The sequence below is a fragment of the Psychrobacter immobilis genome (assembly GCF_904846065.1).
Lineage (GTDB): Bacteria > Pseudomonadota > Gammaproteobacteria > Pseudomonadales > Moraxellaceae > Psychrobacter > Psychrobacter immobilis_H.
Genome location: NZ_CAJGZV010000001.1, coordinates 1,053,063 through 1,074,263 on the forward strand (window position 1 = coordinate 1,053,063; position 21,201 = coordinate 1,074,263).

At 43.6% G+C, this 21,201-nt stretch carries 14 protein-coding genes; 4 read left to right on the forward strand and 10 right to left on the reverse strand.

Annotated elements, in window-relative coordinates; genetic code table 11:
* Positions 1-19 precede the first annotated feature (19 nt).
* Positions 20-670: an SOUL family heme-binding protein gene (locus tag JMW64_RS04525; protein WP_201553582.1), complete on the forward strand. Its 651-nt coding sequence runs from the start codon at positions 20-22 to the stop codon at positions 668-670.
* Between the two features lie 163 nt (positions 671-833).
* Here JMW64_RS04525 and asd read toward each other — a convergent pair whose 3' ends face one another.
* Entirely contained in the window at positions 834-1,967 is a 1,134-nt protein-coding gene (asd, locus tag JMW64_RS04530; RefSeq protein ID WP_201553583.1) for an aspartate-semialdehyde dehydrogenase, read from the reverse strand.
* Between the two features lie 387 nt (positions 1,968-2,354).
* On the opposite strand from asd, the gene JMW64_RS04535 reads away from it, so the two are divergent.
* Positions 2,355-3,479, forward strand: a complete 1,125-nt coding sequence (locus JMW64_RS04535) for an endonuclease/exonuclease/phosphatase family protein (RefSeq protein ID WP_201553584.1) — start codon at positions 2,355-2,357, stop codon at positions 3,477-3,479.
* Positions 3,480-3,974: 495 nt separating this feature from the next.
* On the opposite strand, the gene JMW64_RS04540 is transcribed toward JMW64_RS04535, so the two are convergent.
* Both JMW64_RS04540 and JMW64_RS04545 read right to left on the reverse strand, forming a co-directional pair.
* A complete protein-coding gene (locus tag JMW64_RS04540) occupies positions 3,975-5,378 on the reverse strand; it encodes a peptidylprolyl isomerase (RefSeq protein ID WP_201553585.1) in 1,404 nt (467 codons plus the stop codon).
* Between the two features lie 150 nt (positions 5,379-5,528).
* Entirely contained in the window at positions 5,529-8,678 is a 3,150-nt protein-coding gene (locus tag JMW64_RS04545; protein WP_201553586.1) for an LPS-assembly protein LptD, read from the reverse strand.
* Between the two features lie 387 nt (positions 8,679-9,065).
* Here JMW64_RS04545 and JMW64_RS04550 point away from each other — a divergent pair, with 387 nt between their 5' ends.
* Positions 9,066-10,178: an aminoglycoside phosphotransferase family protein gene (locus JMW64_RS04550; RefSeq protein WP_227694061.1), complete on the forward strand. Its 1,113-nt coding sequence runs from the start codon at positions 9,066-9,068 to the stop codon at positions 10,176-10,178.
* Positions 10,179-10,293: 115 nt separating this feature from the next.
* A complete protein-coding gene (murU, locus tag JMW64_RS04555) occupies positions 10,294-11,037 on the forward strand; it encodes an N-acetylmuramate alpha-1-phosphate uridylyltransferase MurU (RefSeq protein ID WP_320158180.1) in 744 nt (247 codons plus the stop codon).
* A 119-nt stretch (positions 11,038-11,156) separates the two neighbouring features.
* Here murU and JMW64_RS14255 read toward each other — a convergent pair whose 3' ends face one another.
* From JMW64_RS14255 to JMW64_RS04585, 7 genes are all read right to left on the reverse strand, one after another.
* The gene (locus JMW64_RS14255) at positions 11,157-11,273 is read right to left on the reverse strand and encodes a DUF2474 domain-containing protein (RefSeq protein WP_372815413.1); all 117 of its coding nucleotides are present in this window, start codon (positions 11,271-11,273) and stop codon (positions 11,157-11,159) included.
* Between the two features lie 91 nt (positions 11,274-11,364).
* Complete coding sequence (gene cydB, locus JMW64_RS04560; protein ID WP_045445007.1) at positions 11,365-12,381, reverse strand: cytochrome d ubiquinol oxidase subunit II; 1,017 nt, start codon at positions 12,379-12,381, stop codon at positions 11,365-11,367.
* Complete coding sequence (locus tag JMW64_RS04565) at positions 12,381-13,877, reverse strand: cytochrome ubiquinol oxidase subunit I (RefSeq protein WP_087814611.1); 1,497 nt, start codon at positions 13,875-13,877, stop codon at positions 12,381-12,383. Before JMW64_RS04565 ends, cydB begins: the two co-directional genes overlap by 1 nt.
* Before the next feature lie 503 nt (positions 13,878-14,380).
* A complete protein-coding gene (locus JMW64_RS04570; RefSeq protein WP_201553588.1) occupies positions 14,381-16,855 on the reverse strand; it encodes an esterase/lipase family protein in 2,475 nt (824 codons plus the stop codon).
* A 320-nt stretch (positions 16,856-17,175) separates the two neighbouring features.
* Positions 17,176-18,336 carry a tetratricopeptide repeat protein gene (locus JMW64_RS04575; RefSeq protein ID WP_201553589.1) on the reverse strand — a complete coding sequence of 387 codons (1,161 nt, stop codon included), beginning with the start codon at positions 18,334-18,336 and terminating at the stop codon, positions 17,176-17,178.
* Positions 18,337-18,615: 279 nt separating this feature from the next.
* Complete coding sequence (gene coq7 / locus JMW64_RS04580) at positions 18,616-19,254, reverse strand: 2-polyprenyl-3-methyl-6-methoxy-1,4-benzoquinone monooxygenase (protein ID WP_201555028.1); 639 nt, start codon at positions 19,252-19,254, stop codon at positions 18,616-18,618.
* A 198-nt stretch (positions 19,255-19,452) separates the two neighbouring features.
* On the reverse strand, positions 19,453-20,784 hold the full coding sequence (locus JMW64_RS04585; protein WP_055124429.1) for an MFS transporter: 1,332 nt from the start codon (positions 20,782-20,784) through the stop codon (positions 19,453-19,455).
* Between the last annotated feature and the right edge of the window lie 417 nt (positions 20,785-21,201).

The window sequence follows — 21,201 nt, forward strand, 5'->3', positions numbered from 1 at the left end:
TAACTGCTGGAGACATACTATGAAAAAGGCAACCTACTTATTATTAAGTGGTTCATTATTAACCTCAGGAGCAGCTATGGCGACCGAAGAGCCGAATTATACAGTGTTGTCGCAAATGGATGACTTTGAGCTTCGTCGTTACGATAAGCAGCTAGTAGCGCAAACGTTGGTAAGTGGTGACCAAGACTCCGCCAGTCGCGAAGGGTTTAAAGTGTTAGCCGACTATATATTTGGCAATAATACAGCGCCAACTGGCGGTAGTAGTAAAATTAGCATGACTGCGCCTGTTACGATGCAGCCCAATAACAAAAAGAGTGATAGCGAATCACAGAAAATTGCGATGACAGCACCAGTAAGTATGCAGCAAGACGATGGTAAGTGGCGTGTACAATTTACTATGCCTAGTAAATACAAGATGCAAACACTGCCAAAGCCCAATAATCCAAACATCACGATTACCGAGGTGCCAGCACAGACGTATGGTGTGATTAAGTTCTCAGGGTTAGCAGGCAGTAAAAAAGTAGCGACTAAAACGGAAGAGCTACAATCTTGGATGCAAATCCAAAATTTGACTATAACGGGCGAGCCTGAACTGGCACGTTATAATCCGCCTTGGACGCTGCCTTTTTTGCGCCGTAATGAAGTGATGATTGCTTACAAGTCAAAGTAATACTAGGCTCAAAATATAAGATGAGCGTTGTCACATTTGCTGAGCTTATTATAAGTAGTGTTTGCATCTGTTTGCCGTGCTATTCAAATTTTTGGAAGTGGTACGCCCATAAAAAAAGACAGCATTTGCTGTCTTTTTTGTACTGACTTTTAAGAAAATAAACTTAGTCTTTTTGCTCACGGATGATATTCAGCATACGACGTAGCGGCTCGGCTGCGCCCCATAATAGTTGATCACCAACGGTAAATGCGCCTAGATACTCAGGGCCCATATTGAGCTTACGCAAGCGACCTAGTGCAACTGTTAATGTACCAGTCACGGCTACTGGCGTTAAGCGGTTCATGGTGGCTTCTTTGTCGTCTTCTACCAAGTCCAACCACTCGTTGCCGCTATTTTTTAGCGCCGCTTCGATTTCTTCTAGTGGAATGTCTTTTTTGAGCTTGATGGTAAGGCCTTGCGCATGACAGCGCATCGCGCCAACGCGGACACACATACCGTCGATAGCAATCTTATCAGCTTCAGAATTACCAAGGATTTTGTTGGTTTCAACACCACCTTTCCATTCTTCTTTTGACTGCTTGTTCTCTAGTTGAACATCAATATATGGAATCAAGCTACCAGCTAGTGGTACACCAAAGTACTGGGTAGGGAAGTAGTTCGAGCGTTGGGTTTGCGCGATTTTTTTATCAATTTCAAGAATAGCGCTAGCAGGATCAGCCAATTCATCTTTGACCGCATCATGCAATACACCCATACCACTGATTAGCTCGCGCATGTTGTTTGCACCAGAGCCACTAGCGGCTTGATAAGTCATGGCGCTGACCCATTCAACCCAACCTTTATTAAACAGCTCGCCAATCGCCATGAGCATCAATGACACGGTACAGTTACCACCGATAAAGTCTTTTTTACCACTGGCTAAGGCGCTATCAATAACAGCGCGATTGACTGGATCGAGAATGATGATGCTGTCATCTTCCATTCGCAAGGTGCTTGCCGCATCAATCCAGTAGCCATTCCAGCCACTATCACGTAGCGGTTGATGGACTTGCGAGGTATAGTCGCCGCCTTGGCAGGTAATGATGACATCACAAGCTGCTAGCGCGTCAATATCATGAGCATCTTTTAATTGGCCGGTATGAATACCATCAAGGCTTGGGGCATCACCACCTGCGTTGCTGGTTGAGAAAAACACGGGTGTAATACCGTCAAAATCTTTTTCCTCAGTCATACGTTGTATTAATACTGAACCGACCATGCCGCGCCAGCCTACCAAGCCTACTGTTAAATTACTCATGAAACTCAATCCTTTTTACCATAAATTGTTGCATTGCCAGCCGATAACAATGCCGTGAATAGCCATAAAAAGCAAGGCGTTTTGGCCGTTTTTAGTGGTTTTTCATACACTATTAATGATGTTCAGTATAACTTTAAGTTATTAACCTAATGGCGATAGTGGCGATGCCTCACTCGCCACAAGTAGGTAGATAGTCCTAAAAATGAAGTTTGTCCGTAGTACTCGTTATGGTGGGCGAATTGAAAGTGTAATGTTTTATAGCGGTTAACGAATAATCCATGCTCATTAGTAGGCGATAACCTTCTGAAATGCTAAAGTAAACAGCTAACGTCAGTTCAGTTAAAACCATGGCGATATTCATCATTTAATAGACGGCTAATACATACTATGGATCTCTCACTATTATATTACAGCATACAGTGGTTAGCAGGGTTCATCGCATTTGTGACGATTTGGGGCTGGATACCACTGGATAATTGGTGGGTGCGCGGTGTTGAATTTCCGCGTATTCAGATCATGGTGTTGGGTGTCATCGCTTGGATTGGTATGCTGATTTTTTGGTCAGAGTGGCAGCTGGGACAGTGGCTGTTATTTACCGTCTTAAGCATTACATTAGCCTTTCAGCTTAGGATGGTATTGCCTTATACCAAGCTATGGAAAAAAGAAGTTCAAAAGGCAAAAGACAAGCCAGAAGGGCAGGTGCATCAACTAAAAATAATGGTATCAAACGTACTAACGCCCAATGATGACACCCAAAAATTGGTGGATTTGGTGAAGCAAAGACAGCCTGATATTTTAATTGCGCTAGAGAGTGATGAAAAATGGGAAAAAGCGCTGCATCAAATCGAGGCTGATTATCCTTACACCGTAAAAGTGCCACTAGACAATCTGTATGGGATGCATCTTTATTCTAAGCTTGAGTTGATTGATCCTGAAGTTAAATACTTGATGATTGATGACATACCTTCTATTCATGCCCAACTGCGCCTGCAAAGTGGTCGCGTGATTTGGTTGTATTGCTTGCATCCCATGCCGCCGAGTCCGACGGAAGCGGATAAATCTACCACCCGCGATGCTGAGCTATTGATGGTTGGCAAGCACATCAAAGAAAACAAGCAAACGGCGATATTGGCAGGCGACCTCAATGATGTAGCATGGTCAAAGACCACGCGACGCTTTCAACGTATCTCAGGATTGTTGGATCCGCGTATTGGTCGACATTTTATCAATACGTTTCATGTCAGCTATCCATTTTTACGTTGGGCGCTGGATCATATTTTCCATAGTGCTTGCTTTACGGTGGTAGATATTCGGCGTATGCCGTCGATAGGTTCGGATCACTTTCCTGTTATGACGACTTTACAATACGAACCAGAAGAGGAGAGCAATCAAGCGCAAAATGCCCCTACTGCAGAAGCGGAAGATATCAAAGAGACTGATAATAAAATAGTAGAAGGTAAAAAAGAAGGTGAAAAAGTCTCAAAGGAACATGCAGAAGAGCAGAGAAGTTAGGGTTGATAGCCTGCCATTACTATAGCCATCGTATGATGCAATGTTAAAAGAGGCTGTAAGCATATGCTTACGTTAAATAAGGTCTTTAGCCTCTAGTCGCATTAAACTGATTACCCTACAATACCTGCATCAACACAAGGATACGCATGGATGCAGTGTTGAGACAGTATCAATAAAAGCACAGGTCAGCCCGCTGTCTTATAGGATACTGTTTATGACTTAGGATGAGTCAGCATGGAAGAAATAATAACAACAATATGAAGCGCCATAGCCCCGAACCAATCGCCCTAGGTTCGGGGCTTTTCTTTGTGTGCGTAATGCTTACATTTATTTTATTTGATGTTTTTGTATTTGGATATGCTGCAATATATTTGAGATGACCTTCTGATTATTTTTAGCGCATAAATGAACGTTAATAAAAAAAGGGTACATGCATTAGCATATACCCTTTTTGACAAAGCATTATTAGATTTGACTTATCGATGCCTATATCAGTTAGCCAAGTACTTGGATGTAAGCACCTGCGCGTAGCTCTTGTAGCCAGTCTTCTTTGGCTTGTGGTGCTAAGCGCTGATAAAGCGCTTGACGTGCCATGTTGCGACGATATTGATCGCTAACATCTTGTTGGCGTTTGCCTTCTATTTTCAATATATGCCAGCCAAACTGGGTTTTGAAAGGAGCAGAATAGTCGCCAACCGCTGTGTTTTTCATCATGGCTTCGAATGGACCAATCATGTCTTCTTCGCTCACCCAATCAAGATCGCCACCGCGCCCAGCGGAACCGGGATCATCTGAATAGGTCGATGCTAAACCAGCAAAATCAGCGCCGCTGCGTAGCTGTTCATACAAATCATTAATCTTTTGCTCAGCAAGCGCATCTGTCTGTAGCTCATCAACTTTTACCAATATGTGACGAGTACGCCACTGCGGTATCAGCATAGTGTCGCTGGCTTTTTTGTCAGCAAGTTTGATGATATCGATACCTTCAGGTGTTATTAATGGTGCGCTGACCGCACCAACCTCAAGTTTGGTAATTTCACTTGATAGCTCTGTAGGTAGAGACGCGGCTTTATGAAAGCCCATATCGCCACCTTGTAGCGGAATAGGATAGTTGCCTTGGCTAGCAGCGACCGCTTCAGCGACATCAACGTTTGGTGCAAGCAGGCGAGTACGCAGAGCTTCTGCTACCTTTAACGCCTCATTGCGTTGGGCTTCTGAGAGTCGGCTGTAGTCATCCATGTAGGGCACTCGTACATGAATCGTTTGATACTCACTCTGGTTTAAACGCTTGGCTTCAGGCGAGGCCAAAAATGCATCAATATCCTGTTCGCTAATGCGCACGCGGTTACCGATTTGGCGCTGTTGCAAGGCTTGAATGGCTGCGTCTTCGATTAATTGCGCACGTAGCGCCGCATAGCTACCAGGTTTTGCTGCGTCCAAACGCTGTTGCAAAGCTGAGATGCTCGTCAGCCCTTCTGCTTGCGCAATTTGACTAAGGCGTTGATTAATAGCCGCTTCATCAGGGTTTAAACCGACGCGCTTGACCATTGATAGTTGTAACTCACGCAATATGAGCGCATTTAACACCTCAGACTGTAGCTGTGCTGAGTTTGCTATTGGTTCACCTGCTGCTTGTGCACGTGCTTGTGCTTGAGTGATAGCATCGATCAAATCACTCTTTAAGATAGCATTTTCATTGACTAAAGCAATAATACCGTCGGTGCTATTGGCTGGCGTCAAACGATTGACGTTATTCTGCGCGGTCACGGCATTTGCTTGAGGCGCTTGTGATTTTGCAGGTTTAACGGTGGCAGCTTGGGCGCTCAATGTAAGCGCAAGGCTGGCACTCATAGCTAGCAATACAGCACGGCTGGTTTGACGTAAAGAAAAAAATCTCATGATGCTCCTCATCAATGTCATCGCATCGGATGGTAGTTGGTCAACGCTGTTTAATACTTTTAACAGTCAAATATTAGACAGGGTTGACCATAATAGGGTTACAAACTGGGTTATGAAATATATAGTAAAAATATTTATACAAGCACGGTCTTAATCTTTCCAAGCAGTCTGGACAGGTTCAAAGCCCAAGATTTTATCAGAGAGTAAGCGAGTCAGGCGGCTGCTACCACTACCCAAACCATTCAATCTAATCTCTGCCATAATGGCTTGCGTTGGTTTGTCTTTGACATTTAAGTCATTATAGTAACGACGACCATAAACTGCAAAACCAAAGCAGCAATCTTCGTAATCAACGCCGACTAACGAATCAAGAACTTTATCACGATTGTAATCGTATTGACCTTGAGCCAAGATTCGCCAGCTGTTATTGATTGGAAAGACAGCCGATGCGGTAAAAGCAGAGAGCGGTAGCTGATCGGTGTTTTCATCACGTTGACGTTTGACAAATCCAACATTAAACAAGCTGTTGTCAGACGGCTGATAACGCAGCTCAGTCGTAATATAATTTAAATCATAATCATTGGTCAGTGCGCCACTAACATCAACCCAAAAGTTGTTGTAAGGCTGCGTGCTGGTATCCCAAACCATCCCTGAAGATGAAGAGGTGAAGACAGGTTGCTGATCATCAAGCGTAACACGTCCATTATCGATATAAAACTGCTCTGCAATGCTACCATCAAAACGTGTCACACCCGTTGCGTCGATGTAACGATAATTGATACCAGGAGTAATCGAATGCAAATCTTGCAAGCGATCATGCCCTAAGAACCAACTGTCAGAAAACAGCTGTTCATAGTTAATAGAGGCAATACGCGTATTAAAGTTCGGAATATCGTTTTGGTCTTCATATGGCGAGTAGGTGTATTTCAATCGCGGGCTAAGCAAGCGATAGCCACCCATGGTATCGTCGAATGCGCCAAAAGGCGAGCCTGCTTGATAGAAATTCAGACCTGCATCGATACTGGCTTGCGGTACAAATACCGACTGGCTACCGTCTTTATCACTCAACTGGTTGTCGGCTAAGCTGTCCTCGTCATAAGAAGTATAGAGATGTTGTAAGCTCAGTTTTGGCTTGATATAACCCCAAGATTTTTCCATTGGATAAACGGCGCTGAGTTTATTATAAATTCGCCCGCCACTTTTTTCATTCTCAGAGCCATCGTCGATGGATTTTTTGAAATAAGCAGAATCGTGTACACCAGTGATATCGAAGCTCTTCGCCCAAGGCAGTCGATAATCGAGCTTGAGCTGCGGCAATCTTGAATAAGGTTTATCTTTGTCTTCTAAGGGTTTACCATTACTGGTAAAAGCGTCTAGAGTTTGAAAGGTTTCTACCTTCAATTCACCATCAACATAGTTATTATAATAATTGACACGTGCACGGCGTGGTAAGTTTATGGTGCTGTCTGATAGACCCAGCGTGTCAAAATCATTGAGGTAGTCTGAATCTGACACATAGCTGTATTTTGCATCACCGCTTAAGCGTGGAATGCTCTTAGATGACCAATAATGATCATAAAAGAAGCTAGAGCGGTCTTCGTCATTGTACTCTTTGTCATTAGGTAAATATGAACCATTAAAAATACCTTCGCCATAACTTTCGGTCAGATAGCGAAACTCGCCTGACACCATAGGATTACGATCGGTATAAATATGGGTATTGAGCGTGGCATCATAATTGGGTGCCAAATTGAAATAGTAGGGTATATCAATCTCAAGACCGCTTTCACTACTGATACTGGCATTCGGCAATAAAAAACCACTGGTGCGACGATTATCAATCGGGAAGTTGAAGTAAGGCAAATAGAACACAGGCACGTCAGCGATACGGAAAGTAGTATTATAAGCTTCGCCGCGACCTGTATCGGTATCTAAATCAATGCTTTTGGCATCAAACTGCCATTTACGATTGGTTGGTGGACAGGTACTAAACATGACATCATCTAGCTCATATTGACTGTCATTCGGTCTGTTCAAGCGCTTGGCATAACCATGAGCTTGCAGTTCTACACTAGCAAAAGCCACATCATTAGCTGTCGACTGCCCAGTTTCAGTATTATAGTTCAAACTATCGGCGACCCCAATAAGACCACCTTTTGATGCTTTTTCAGTGAAATTGGCTTGGGGGTTATTCGATGAGCGGTTTGGCGCATTGCTATCTAGTGCGTTGCTAGGTGATACTTGCTGACCTGTCGCTTGGTCAGTAAACATGACTTTACCTTGAGCGGCGGCAATGCCATTGCTCAAATCTAACAAGACTTTTTCTGCTTCTATCTGCTGGGTACCCTGATTGATGATGACATTGCCCGACAGCTCTGCATAGTCGACATTGTCGTAATAACCATAATCTGATTCTGAAAACAGCGGCGCTTGATTATTCGGGAGACCATTTAAGTTTGGCGCAGGCTGTCCATGGGTTGCTCCCGCCTCATTGACCGCGCGTTGATAGTTGGGGTTGCTCTTTGGATAAACCCATTGACCTTCGCAGCGTTGGGCGCTATCTACAGCATTCGGTAATAACTGTAAGTTTTTACCCACTTTTGGAATGGTTTGCGGGGTAGGTGTTAGCTCGTTTTGAATGACATCTTGGTTAGCATTATCGCTATTGTTTAACGTTGAGGCGTCTGTATCGGGTGTCAGCTCATAAAACTCTGCTAAGCGCAGCAGACTATCTTGAATACTTTCATCACTCACATCAACTTTACCAGTCTTCTGTGCGGCTTTAGGTGCAGTGGTTTCAGTAAGCTGAGCAGTGCTATTGTTTTGAGTGGTCGCAATCGTATCTGCTGCTGGTACAAAACCTTGATCATCACTCTCGTTAATGGCGGTAATTTCTAGAGGGCGGTTGTCTAAGGGACTTTCATTAATAGTATTCTCATTAGAGATGCTGTCGTTGAAGGTGCTTTCACTAAAGGTGCTTTCATTAAAAGTATTGTCAAAACTACTATCTGACGCATTGTTATCAGTAGCAGCCTTTTGAGACGTATTACGCTGAAAGTCAGTCTTTTGATTATTGCTATTTTGATAGCGGATATCATTATAGTCGCTGTCTTTTTGGACACTACTGCGATTGGCATCAGGTGTAACATCAGAGACATAACGGGTGCTACTGTCAGTGATTAGCGACTCAGTTTGCTGTGTGTCAGCATTGCTGGGCGCAGCACTAACGGTTAGGCTGGACAAGCCTAAGGCACCAAATAAGATCAAACGGATGCTTTGGTAAAGCGGAGAATATAACAAGGGCACACCTATGATTGCAGAGCCTATTGGATTGCGATACTGAATTTAGTAACCATATTATTAATCATGTATGGCGGTTAATAAACGACTAAAAAATCACTGATTGATAATGCTATCTTAAGAATTTGGCTGTTTTACATATAATGACGACTAATCATAGTCAAAAAAAACCAAATCAGCTACACTATTTACCAAAATTTATAATATAGCCAAGCTGTTTTTTGAATGGTTGCTGAGGTTATGCTCAGCGCTAGATGTCGAATGATATCCCAATACGCCTGCTATCGCAGTTTTTTTGGCTCAAGACGTTGCTATTTTAACAAGGTTTTGCCTGACTTATCACTACTTTAATTGTTTATGACTTATATTTAACCTGCGATGCCCATTATGACTGATAAAATACTTTTAGAGCCTAATATGATCGATACCAAACTCAATAGCCGTCTACAACAATTAGAGAGCTGGTTGCAGCAAGTATTTGCTGGTCAAACGTTCCAACTCGATAGTCTACCCGGTGACGCAAGTGCTCGCCAATACCATAGAATCCAGCTGTCAGACAGTAATGGCACGACAGTCGCACATTATATTGTCATGGATTCAGCGGACGAACAAGACGCCATGCGCCAGTTTATCAATGTGACTAAGCTGATGGCACCGGCGATCAATGTGCCGACGCTCATTGCGCAAGACGTGACGAAAGGCTTTTTGGTGTTACAGGATTTTGGTGCGATAGAGTTCGCCCATCTGCTTGTTGATGCGACGCCTGCGCAGATAGATGAGCATTATCAGTTGGCAATGCAGACGTTGGTCGCGCTACAGACCGTGCCAGTTGAAACAGCCAAGTCGCAACATCAATTGCCAGATTATGATACCGAGTTATTAGATCGTGAGATGGATTTATTTAGCGATTGGTTTATGCCTTATATCGGTGTCGAGTTTGATAAAGCATTATGGAATACTTTAAAAGAAGCCTTAATAAAAGAGATTTTGCAGCAACCACAAGTCATCGTCCATCGTGATTATCACAGTCGCAATTTGATGCAGGACCAAGCGGATCGCTCGCGCTTAGGCGTGATTGACTTTCAAGACGCCGTCATCGGCTCTTATACTTATGATTTGGTGTCATTGCTGCGAGATGCTTATGTAGAATGGCCAGAGAGCCAAGTCTCTGCATGGATTAATGATTTTTGGCAGTTGCAAAAGCAGGCAGGCTTGACTACGGCAGATAGCATAGAGCAGCTCGAAAACGATATGAATGTCATGGGTGTACAGCGACATTTAAAAGTGTTGGGAATTTTTATTCGCTTGTCTGAGCGAGATGGCAAAGACCGCTATTTGGCGGATATTCCTAAGGTGATGCGTGATTTAATGTTCGAGTTAGAATGGTTAGAGGCGCACGGTAGACCGCATATGCAACGAGCAGTAGCGCCGTTTAATGAGAGTTTCAGGGATAATATACTGCCAGCTTATCAGATTAAGTTTGTACAGCAATATATTTAGGGTGAACCACTTGCGAGTTTCATTTGACGCGAATGCTCATTTGATAAGTTACGTTAAAACATTAGCAAGTTTTAATCTGAATGTATAATCCAATAAAATAAGAAAAGGAGCGCACATGTCTGAGATTGACCGAGCAATGATTACCCAAGCAATGATTTTGGCTGCTGGTAAGGGCACGCGTCTGCGTCCATTGACACTTGATACACCCAAGCCTCTGGTCGAGGTGGGTGGGCAACCGCTTATCGTCTGGCACATTAAAGCGCTACAAGCAGCTGGTATCACTGATATCACCATTAATGCGTCATGGCTGGCTGATAAGCTGATGGATACACTGGGTGATGGCAGTCAATACGGTGTTAAATTACATTGGTCAGTAGAGGATGATGAGCCTCTAGAGACCGCAGGTGGTATTTTTCAAGCGTTACAAACTGGCAAGCTGCGCGATGAGCCATTTATCTTAGTGAACTCAGATGTATGGACGACTTATGATTTTGCGCAGTTGCGAGATTATAAGCTTGGCGCAGATCAGCGCGCACATCTGTTATTGATTGACAATCCAGAGCATAATAACGGCGGTGATTTTGCGATCAATAATGGTTTAGCCAGCGAGCAGCCAATTGGTGATGCAGACAAATACACCTTTGCTGGCATTAGTGTGATGTCACCACGATTGGTCGATGGGTTGGTATCAGGTCAGTCAGCGGCGTTGGCACCATTGCTCAAGCAAGCGATGATAAAGTTCCAAATCACGGCTGAAATCATTTCTGATAATTGGATAGATGTGGGCACGCCTGAACGCTTGGCGCAGGTAAATGAATTTATCAAAAGTAACGGTGTTGATCACCATCAAGGCGCTTAGATTAAGATGCCTAATTCTTATTAATCTTATATAAGTAATCACATAAAAAAACAGCGTCGATGAATCGGCGCTGCTTTTTTATGTGATATAGCCATGGCTAAGTGGGCTGCAAATGATTGCTAGATGCCCATAGCCAACTTGATCAATTGAGCAATCGTAAAAATAACTGCAAACCCTGCTATATATAGCCCAATGAACCATGCCCATTGTGACTGTTTCTTACTGAGCTTCTTCATGCTCGCCTCCTACTACGTGTTAATACGCTTTAAAAAGTGTAGCCACTGCTCATATTTGCAGTAGCCACATTTTTATATCCTTTGTTTACCCTTAGTACATATGCTCATGTCCAGTTTTACCTTTAAAGGTGTAGTAGGCAAAAGCGGTATAACTCAGGATAATCGGTAGCATTATGACGGCACCAACTAACATAAAGGATAGTGAGGTGTCAGCTGCGGCTGCCTCATAAATCGTCATCTGATACGGCACGATATATGGGAACATGGCGAAACAAACCCCGATATAGCCCATCAAAAACAGTGCCACAGTCAATAAGAAAGGACGATATTCGCGCTCGCCACTTAAGTCTTTACGCATCAAGAAAAATAATAGTAAAACTATAATTGGCATAGGTGCTAGATATAATAGACCTGGAAAGCCAAACCAGCCTTCGAGGGCATTAATGTCTGAAAAATACATAAACGCTGTGACGACGATCATTGCCACTACTAAAGCAGACAGCATCCAGCCAGACACTTTGCGTGCCCAGACTTGTAGGGTATGCTCAGTTTTGATAATGAGCCATGTAGAGCCAAGCAAGGCGTAACCGATAATCATGGCAAAGCCGCACACAATCGAGAAAGGTGTTAACCAATCAAATGGCCCACCAGTATAGAGACGGTTGCTTGCCTCAAGACCTTGTACAAGCGCCCCAAGCATAATACCTTGAGAGAATGTAGCAACGACTGAACCAACAAAAAAGAAAGTGTCCCATACGTGACGACGTGACGATGCTTTGAAGCGAAATTCAAATGCCACACCGCGCATTATTAGACCGAATAGCATAAAAGTAACAGGCAGATAAAGCCCCGTCATAATGATGCCATAAGCCACTGGGAAAGCAGCGAACAAGCCGCCACCGCCCAATACTAGCCAAGTCTCGTTACCATCCCAAAACGGGGCTATAGAGTTCATAATGCGGCTACGGTTTTTGTCTGAGCCAGCAAAGGGAAACAAGATGCCGCAGCCCAAATCAAAGCCATCAAGCAATACATATATAAAGACGGATAGAGCGATCAGTCCGCCCCAAATTAAAGGTAAGTCTAATACATCACCGTAGTTAAACATTAGCGTAACCCTCCATCATCGACGTCGTTTGCAGGAGTATCTATATCTTCTTCAGTGCTCTTAGCAGGATTGCTATCGCCACTGAGCGCACGACCTTGGCTTTCGGTCACTGAGTGCTCATAGAAATTATCATCGGCAGGGTCTTCGTACGGTTTTGGCCCTTGAGCGATCAAGCGTAGAATATAAAAACTGCCTGCACCGAAGACAAATATATAGAGGACAATAAAACCAATCAACGTGGTTGCCACTTGCTGTGCTGCGAGCGGTGACATACTTTCTGCGGTGCGTATCACACCGTATACGGTCCATGGTTGACGTCCTGTCTCGGTCACAAACCAGCCCGCCAATAATGCGATAAAGCCAAGTGGCGTCATCATCATCCAAGCACGGTGGAACCAGACACTTTCGGGATTATATTGCTGTTTTTTAAAGTATTTATAGAGACTAAATAAGCCGACTAGCACCATTAACATGCCAATACCAACCATGATACGAAATGCCCAGAATACAATCATCACCGGTGGTTGGTCTTCAGGTGCCCAGTTTTTTAGACCTTTTACTTCCCCATCTAACGAATGGGTAAGAATCAAACCTGAAACATAGGGGATGCTTATTTCATATTTATTGGTTTGGTTTTCTTGGTCAGGAATAGCAAATAGGCGTAACGCTGCGCCGCGCTCATCCTCCCAAATACCTTCCATCGCTGCGACTTTGGCTGGCTGATGCTCTAAAGTATTTAGACCATGCTCATCGCCAATCAATACTTGAGCAGGTGCGACAAATATAGCCATAATCATGGCCATACCTAGCATGACACGACCATGTTGACGGTGTTCGGTATGCTTTTTAGATTGAATATAATAAGCACCAACCCCGCCAATGACAAAGGCTGTCGTCAAGAATGCCGCTGTCATCATATGAGCATAGCGGTAAGGGAATGAAGGGCTAAAGATGATCTCAAGCCAATTGGTAGGATATAAAAGACCATCTGCGCCCATCATAAAGCCTTGCGGCGTCTGCATAAAGCTGTTGGCGGCTAAAATCCAAAAGCCTGAAATCAGTGTACCAATGGCGACAATGGCAGTGGAAGCAAAGTGCATACGTTTGCTCACGCGCCCCCAACCAAACAGCATAATACCTAAAAAAGACGCTTCTAAGAAAAACGCGGTCAATACTTCGTAGGCGAGTAGGGGGCCCAAGACGTTACCGGCTTTGTCAGAAAAGACCGCCCAATTAGTACCGAACTGGTAGGACATTACTACACCGGATACCACGCCCATACCGAATACCACGGCAAATATTTTGACCCAATGCTTGTAGACTTCAGCATAGATAGGCTCGCCTGTTTTGAGCCAACGGAATTCAAGCACCGTTAACCAGCTGGCAAGTCCGATAGAAAAGGCGGGAAAAACAATATGAAACGAGATAACAAAAGCGAATTGGATACGCGCGAGCATCAGCGCATCGAGCTGGTCAATCATAAACGTAGCGAACATAAACGGTTACCCTTATCTGTTAGCTGAATAGCGCTGGCTTCCATAAAACGCTCAAGTAACTGCCCGCAATCGTCTATAGATTAAGGTAAAAAGTAGTACGGGCAATGGCTCAGTGTTGATTAGCGAGCAATCTTAGGGATAGAGTGCGGCTAAGCTAACGACTGTTTAGCTGAATTAAGTAATTTATATCCCTATAAATTAATACATTACTGTCAGGTGCTGTCAATATATTATGCGCTTCCCTCGATACACACGCAAGCTGCGCAACAGATTGGTCGCATACCTGATAGTCATTAAAAACTGCTGAGATAAACCCAGATATATCAGACTAATCGCTTGGGAAAACAAGGTGTTATCAAGTTTACCTTAATAACAGTAATGTTTTATTTTTGTCCTAGTATAGGCACAAATATCCAACAGAGTACAAAGGTGCAAAGCCATCTGCTTTACTCTTAATTTTAAAGTGCAAAGACCAGTGCAGTGCTATATGATACAAGCAATCATCATTCCTGCAATTGTTTGTGTAAAATCTGGCGCAATGTCAAAATAGTTTGCGGGTTAGTTTGAATGCTATGACCACCGCTGATAATCGTCTCAGAGGCCGCGCCATCAAGATGAGCGCTAGTATAAGGAACAATACCATCTGAGAGACGTTCAGTTAGCGCTTGGCTGATATCTTCATTGACGGTGACGGCTGCAACCAGTGGTTGGGCAGAGAGCTTTGAGTTATCAGAAGAGCTACTGGTACCGACTGTCTCATCTTTGGTGTCTTCTTCTACTGCTTGCGACAAATCAACCTTTGCACCAGCTGGCTGCATTTGCGCCAGTCCTTTAGTAATATCGGCATCATTATTGGCAATGATAGAGTGATAGGTCACACGATCATTGATGGTGATGTCTTTCGTCAGCTGTATAAAAGAGGATTTGTCGCTCAGCTGACTTGCGCCATTTTGTAAATATAACGCACCCAAAGGATTTTGTGCCAAATCACCTTGCGTGGCAATGGTGGCTAAGTTGTCCGTGACAGTTTTTACCAAACCAACTGGCAAATAGACAATACGGCGCAGTGCCCGAGTGAACCAGCGATCTGCATAGTCAGTTCCACGAAAAGGCGCTGATAAAAAGACAGCCGTATCTACTTGTGGTAAGGCGTTTAGCTCAAAGCGTTCTTTTAGCTGATCTTCGCCAAATGATGCTTTAAGTGCGTCACGAATCTTACGTTTTTCACTATCAGACAGCACATTTTGATCGTCTAGTCGATCTAGGTCATCGACCAAGTTTTCATCAGATAGCATCATGCGAGCGATAATGGCACCCATACTATGACTGATAATCACGCTGTTTTTGCTGGCGCGATTTTGTCCTTTAGGATCAGTTTGCTCATAGGTGCTGTTGATTAACTGTTGTATTTGATAACGATTTTCTAAAATAGGCAAATTGGTTGGATAGAATATCTGCCACACTTGATAGTTATCACGCAACTTATCGTCGTTGAGAATATCGTTGGTTAAATTGACCCAAGTGGCAGGGCTAGAAGCCAAACCATGCAGCATAATCAGGACGCGCTTATTGGGATCATAAGGCTCAAGCATGAATAATTTGGGCAGTCTGGCCTCTGGCTGGCGAGTGATCAAATTGAGATAACCGACGCCATCTAGCTGGTTCTCAGACAGCCATAAGCCATAACCTGCAGAAAAGTTAGCCGCCAGTGGATAGTCACTATTAAGGATGTTAACGCTTTCGCTTTGGTATGGGTTGTATAAATGAATATCGAGTTTGCGACTGCTTAGTACATCCAATACGCTATCGCCGCTTGGTTCAATCAATCCTGTTAGCAGCAAATGTCCAGTAGGATAGATACGCGAACTTGGCTTGCTCTCATCTGTGTCTCCATCTTTCTCATTGGTCAATCGACCTGACAATGATGACACTAATAATTGGCGAATCGTGGTGGTATAGCGGTCATCCAGTGAGGCCACCAAGCTAATACCTAAGCCTGGGCGTTTGCTGATTGAGTTAAGCCCAGAGAGGCGTAATTCGTAAGTGGAAACCAAGTCTGCTAGTGCAGAGGTCTGCTTATGTGCATTTTGCAAATAGTTATTTTCATTAGGCAAATAAACACCAAGATCATAATCATCAATTTGTATTTTCATGACGTTGACTTGATCAGTCGGTTTGCCCTTGAGCGGTGAGTAATTGGCAATCGCGGCTTGGCTACTGTCATTAAGAGTGCTAGCGGATGTGGGCAAATAATCTACTTTGGTGCCGCCCATCAACTTATTTGAGCCGTTGGTTGATCTATAAAGCTGGGTTATCACATCATTACTGGCGGCATTATAGATGTCTTGGGTCTGAATATCGGTGTCATTTGGAATACGGTTCTGTGCCTGAGAGGGGCTTTTGTCTTGATCTGCGCCCTCAAAATCATGCGTCAAACTGTCATAAAATAAATAGGTATAACTGGATTTGATAGCATCGAATAATCGCTCTTGATAACCTGTTAGACAGCGATTGGTGTTTTCTTGCTGGACTTTAGCTTCTGTATCTTCTAAAGGTGCATTGGCATAATAAGGATCAAGTGGCGGGCGAGCCAGCGCATTGCGGCAGTCTTGAGAGGCAGAAAGCTGTCGCGCTTTTGCGTAGTGTAACTCTGCAAAAACTGCCAAAGCAGGACGGTAGTGTTCATTCAAAATACTGTCAGTCAGCTGAGTGAGGCATAAATCAAACTGCTGCATACAGGCTTGCTCATTGAGCCCTGCCGATAAGAGCGCTGATGCCGTATCACTGCTTAGTTTCTTGGTGGTGACGATATTACCGCGCTGCGCAGTAATCGTCTTCGCTGACGCTTGCTTATTCACTGATACCGTACTGCACGCAGGTAGTAATGCTACCGCGGCTATCAAGGCGACTGATGTGATCGAAAATGGGGTTTTCTTAGCATGCGTCACCATATTTTTGATAGGGTTAGCGAAAGTCATAGGTGAGTCCAGTTAGTCGTAAAAGCATGATTGAGTCAGTAATTTATAATAAGAAGTGTAGCGTAACTTTTCGCATTAAACTATTTTATTTAAATTTCAAAAACACGATTTAAACTTCGATAATTGAATCGAACACGCATTTAAATAAGGTAGACAGCAAGTTGGATTCAATGGAGTTTTGCTAGACATAAAAAAGCCCCTGACTCTATATTGAAGTAATTTCTATATAAAGTCAGGGGCTTAGTCGAGTCAATCTAGCTTATGGAGCAATCATAGTATTTGGTAAATTCACTTAATGACATTGAAACACCCAATCGATGTTAAGCACTAGGCTTAACATTGATGTCAGGCGCAGGTATATCCCAAATGTAGAATTTACCCTCTTCAATAAGTTTGATTTGCTGACGAATGATGTCATTGTTAGGGTTTTTCTGTTCAAGACGACGCAAGCGCTCTAGTGCATTATCGCGGCGATCACTTAACAAGTCTGACTGTGCCAAGCTTTGCTCTGCTTCGGTATAGCCAAGAGACACTGCGCGGTCTAGGTATTTTTGACCTTCTTTGAAGCCGCCGCCTTCTGACAACATCATGCCATATAAGAAGTTGGCTTCGCCGCTATCAGGTTGCAGTTTAATGGCACGGTCAACATATTTTCCACCACGTATCGTATAGTCTGATCCCAAATCTAAGTTACGTCCCATGCCATTGAGTTTAGCGGCACGAATCAATACATCATAAGAGGCATTTGGTGATTCAGCATAAGGCTGTATCCATTCAGCCAATACTTTGATTTTTTCACGCGTATAATGGCGCTGTGAGCGGTTAGGGAAGTTTGGTGGGTAATGACGGGCATTAGGTGAGACGTCTTCGATGAAATCATCAAGCAAGCTCACGTCTAGCTGATCGTTGTTATTACCGTTTTGCTGAGGAATCAACACAGTCGGTACAAAGCTTACGTCCGACAATTGCACTTGCGGCGTTGGTATATTGGCAAGCTGACCACTACGCAGGTCGACACCAGTAGCGGTCAATGGACCAGGCTCATAAACTCGAGTGGTGCCAGTGAACTCAGGTATTTTTGGTGCTGGTACAACATCTTGTGGTTGCAATGTACTCATTGGCGCACGATACGGCTGAGCATTATTTGGCAAAGGAGCGCTTTGTGGAACGCTATTGCTTTGAAGGTCAGTTGGTTGAGTATTGGCTGTCACCGCCGCAGTCGGTAAAGTACCCTCTTGTGCTGTACTAGCCGCAGTCGGTCGAGCAAGACGAATCACACGTTTGCTAGAATCCATAGCGCTAGGCACCGATGTGGCAGTAGTATCGGTCTTTGCAGCATCTGTTGCCGCATTGGTTTCTGCCGCATTGACAGGCGCTGATAATAGCATGGCACAAGCTGTTGCCAGTGCTGTCAGAGTTGCCAGTTTAGGCGACTTGCTAGACGAACGGGCAGAGAGAGTCGATTGGTTGATGGCTTTCATAAAAATCGTTACCTTAATTTATTTAGTTGTTATTTAGCAATTGAATGGTTATTAGCTCATGTCTTTGCGGCAAAATCATACAAATTTTTAATACCCTAACAAATTCAACTGAGCGCTATCAGTAGTAGGATTGTTAATAGTAACGCGATAGCGTGTACGTTATGCCAGCGACAGCAGGGTAAATGAGCGCAATATCAATAATAAAGCGCACTGCTCTTATCATCACAACGCATTTACCATCACAACCTATTGCTCAAAATCTGCTATCACAGATGGCAATTACAAGTGATATGCCGTGGCTTTCATGCGATTGGCCATCCAGCGCATAGTATGACGTACAGGCGGTGATAACGCTGCGCCGCCACTTGCTAATGCCAGCTCACGATGATGCAACTCTTCAATATCCATTTGTGCCAGTATCTCTTTTGAGCGTTTATCGTGCTCTGGTAATTGGGTGATATGCTCTTGTAAATGTTCGCTGACTTGAGCTTCTGTCTCTGCGACGAATCCCAAGCTAAATTCATTAGAGATGGCACCCGCGACTGCGCCAAGACCGAAAGACATGCCATACCATAATGGCGTAAAGACACTGGCATGACTGCCAAGCTCGTCTAATCGCGTCTCGCACCAGACCAGATGATCGACCTCTTCTTCGGCTGATTGCTGCATGGCTTGCTTGACGCCACTGTCTTTGGCGGCAAATGCTTGACCATGATACAGACCTTGCGCGCATACTTCACCAGTATGATTGATACGCATCAATCCGGCGACATGTCGCGCCTCGGTGATAGTGAGCTCAGGAATCTCGTCACTGCTGACTGGTAGTGGACGAGTGCTAGGGTTTGAATGTGGTACGACAGCTCGTAATGCCTTATCGACCCCAAGTAACAATTGGTCGACTTTGGATAAGGGACGCAGGGCCATGATTCACTCCTGATGGCTTAAATACGATCATAAAATTAAACTTATCTGTTCTTCTAAAAACATCATCTGTTTTTCTAAAATAATGATAGTGATTAACGCATAGGTATTACTATAGCAAACAATCTAAATTATCAGCACCAATATTATCCATTTGATAACACACCGATTGCTATAGCAGCATGTCAATCTTACTTATGGAGCCACTTCATCGTGCGTTTGGATGACCGCATTTTTAATATGTTTATTGAGTTTACTGTATAAAAAGGCACCGAAGGCAATGTTTATGAGTCCTGTCACTAAAAATAGCTGAGGTAAATTGAATCCCAAAGCGTTCAAGATAACGATAGAGAAAATCGCTGAGGTGACCATAAATATCGCGTTAAAGATATTGTTGGCACCAACGACGCGCGCGCGGTGGCTCTTGGGTGCATAGGCTTGCATAGAGGCATATAATGGTACGATGTATAAACCGCCGCTAAAGCCCAAAAAGAATAAATCAGCAAACACGCGCCAGCTGCCACTCACCGCAAATAGCTCACTGATGCCAAACAGAGTTGCATTATTCACATTGATGTTGAGACTTGACAGTGAAAAATACAAATCAATCGCAAAAATACTTAAGCCGGCGATACCAAAGGGCAAAAGACGTAAGCTGACTTGGTTTTTGGTTAGTGATTTGCATAATAATGAGCCAATCGACACACCAACAGAAAACAAGGTTAATAGGAAAATAACCACTGATTCATCACCATGTAAGATGACCTTGCTGAATTCTGGCGTTTGGGTCAAAAACGTCGCGCCATAAAACCAAAACCAGCTATTACCAAGGATGACAAAGAACAAAAAAGGCAATGAATATAAGTAGCGCACCGTCGCCACACTAGTGGTCACAATGTTCCAGTTGATTTTTAGGTTTGGCTGCATCGCTGGCATGTGGGGTATCAATCGTGCGACAAAATAACCCAAGACGGCGATGACCAATACGGTCACACTTATCCAATAGAGCGGCTGCGCTATCTGGGTTAAAACACCCGCGATAATCATACCGAGCAAGATCGCTAACGACGTCCCCATTTGAAACAAACCATTAGCACCAACCAATTCATCTTCTTTCATTGCTTGTGGTAAGTAGGCGTATTTAATAGGCCCGAAAAAAGTAGATTGAGTGCCCATGAGAAACAACGCAACAAATAACAATGCGTACCACTCAAACACGAACCCTACTGCCGCAATTACCATAATTACGAACTCAAGCAGCTTAATCAATCTTGTGAGTTTTGATTTTTCGAATTTATCCGCGATTTGTCCTGCCAGTGCAGAAAACAAAAAATAAGGCAAAATAAACAACATCGCGGCCAAGTTATTCAAAATACTGACTTCCATACCCAACTGACTCGCAGCGGTGTAAGTCAAAACCAGTATGAGTGCTTGCTTAAAAATATTGTCATTAAACGCGCCCAAAAACTGGGTAAAAAACATGGCACTAAAACGGCGGTGCTTAAATAATTGAAACTGATTGGCCATGAAAATTCCTACAGACGGGTCGCGGTTGCTAGATCAAAGAAAAGCGTTGAATACCGCTTTTAAAGTGAAAGTAATTATCGATATAATTATTAACAGTATCAAAAACTTATCGAAATATAGCATAGGTTTTATCAATATTAAGCCGTATAATAGCAAGGCTTTGGTAAAAATACATGCGCTCGACGCTATGATTTCATAATTATCTAAGTTATGATTTGTAAATTTTGCATGGTTGCGTCGCGAGGTGTGAGTGATGGCAAAGGCTTGCTACCACTCACGCATGTCTATTTTTTGATAAAAACATGGTGCTAATCTGACACCAAGGTTTGCGTTATAAACGGTCATTATCCAAAGCAAGACAGTAAACCATAATTCAGCCAACTGCTATAAGTTTATTCACCGGTAAGACTAGGCGAT

What these genes read in the sequence shown, in the direction of transcription:
- JMW64_RS04540 (WP_201553585.1), bottom strand. Translation starts at nt 5,378, where the DNA reads ATGAGATTTTTTTCTTTACGTCAAACCAGCCGTGCTGTATTGCTAGCT.
- cydB (WP_045445007.1), bottom strand. Translation starts at nt 12,381, where the DNA reads ATGTTTAACTACGGTGATGTATTAGACTTACCTTTAATTTGGGGCGGA.
- JMW64_RS14255 (WP_372815413.1), bottom strand. Translation starts at nt 11,273, where the DNA reads ATGAAGAAGCTCAGTAAGAAACAGTCACAATGGGCATGGTTCATTGGG.
- asd (WP_201553583.1), bottom strand. Translation starts at nt 1,967, where the DNA reads ATGAGTAATTTAACAGTAGGCTTGGTAGGCTGGCGCGGCATGGTCGGT.
- JMW64_RS04570 (WP_201553588.1), bottom strand. Translation starts at nt 16,855, where the DNA reads ATGACTTTCGCTAACCCTATCAAAAATATGGTGACGCATGCTAAGAAA.
- JMW64_RS04575 (WP_201553589.1), bottom strand. Translation starts at nt 18,336, where the DNA reads ATGAAAGCCATCAACCAATCGACTCTCTCTGCCCGTTCGTCTAGCAAG.
- JMW64_RS04525 (WP_201553582.1), top strand. Translation starts at nt 20, where the DNA reads ATGAAAAAGGCAACCTACTTATTATTAAGTGGTTCATTATTAACCTCA.
- JMW64_RS04550 (WP_227694061.1), top strand. Translation starts at nt 9,066, where the DNA reads ATGACTGATAAAATACTTTTAGAGCCTAATATGATCGATACCAAACTC.
- JMW64_RS04535 (WP_201553584.1), top strand. Translation starts at nt 2,355, where the DNA reads ATGGATCTCTCACTATTATATTACAGCATACAGTGGTTAGCAGGGTTC.
- JMW64_RS04585 (WP_055124429.1), bottom strand. Translation starts at nt 20,784, where the DNA reads ATGGCCAATCAGTTTCAATTATTTAAGCACCGCCGTTTTAGTGCCATG.
- murU (WP_320158180.1), top strand. Translation starts at nt 10,294, where the DNA reads ATGTCTGAGATTGACCGAGCAATGATTACCCAAGCAATGATTTTGGCT.
- JMW64_RS04565 (WP_087814611.1), bottom strand. Translation starts at nt 13,877, where the DNA reads ATGTTCGCTACGTTTATGATTGACCAGCTCGATGCGCTGATGCTCGCG.